Below are 579 nucleotides of genomic sequence, written 5' to 3'. Positions count from 1 at the left end.
TGCCAGAGCCGGTTTGCCTGCTCAGCACCCTCTGGTTAAGCAAGCCCGCCAATTGATTGTTGAGCATTGCCTCGATGATAAGGAAAATGGACAATGGGTACTGTGTCACAACGATTTATCCTACGGGCATATGGTTGATCCCCTTCGCCCTGTGATTGTTGATTGGGAATATGCTGCGCGGGGAAATCGCTATTTTGATATGGTGGCTTGTGCACAAATCAATAGGTTGGATGAACATCAATCCCATCAGCTATGTTGTCTGTATGGCCAGCGCCTTCAACTTGCCCAGGCTGAGGTCATCGCTGGGTTTTATGAGCAACAAGATGTCGTCACACTCACCGAACAATTATGGTATGCGGCCTTTGAGGCTCAGCAAAAGGGATAATTTAGCGGTCGAAGTGAACGGTTTTTGTACGTATTGATTGAAAGCTAAGCAAAGGATTTGAAATGCTAGTAAAAAGGCTTTACCTTTGAATTGGCATACGTATAATGCACAGCGCGCTAGGGGTGTAGTTCGAATTGGTAGAACAGCGGTCTCCAAAACCGATGGTTGGGGGTTCGAGTCCCTCCACCCCTGCC

1 protein-coding gene and 1 tRNA gene are annotated in these 579 nt (G+C 47.8%); both read left to right on the top strand.

The annotated features are described in order from the left end of the window. On the top strand, positions 1-385 hold a 385-nt coding region (locus V5298_RS20810; protein ID WP_332933311.1), incomplete at its 5' end, for a phosphotransferase family protein. 118 nt (positions 386-503) lie between these two features. Beyond that, positions 504-577, top strand: a tRNA-Trp gene (locus V5298_RS20805). Positions 578-579: the final 2 nt, after the last annotated feature.

The sequence above is a fragment of the Alteromonas sp. 14N.309.X.WAT.G.H12 genome (assembly GCF_036697315.1).
Taxonomy (GTDB): domain Bacteria; phylum Pseudomonadota; class Gammaproteobacteria; order Enterobacterales; family Alteromonadaceae; genus Alteromonas.
Note: the sequence above shows the minus strand (reverse complement) of the source record. Positions and strands in the feature narration are given on the sequence as shown.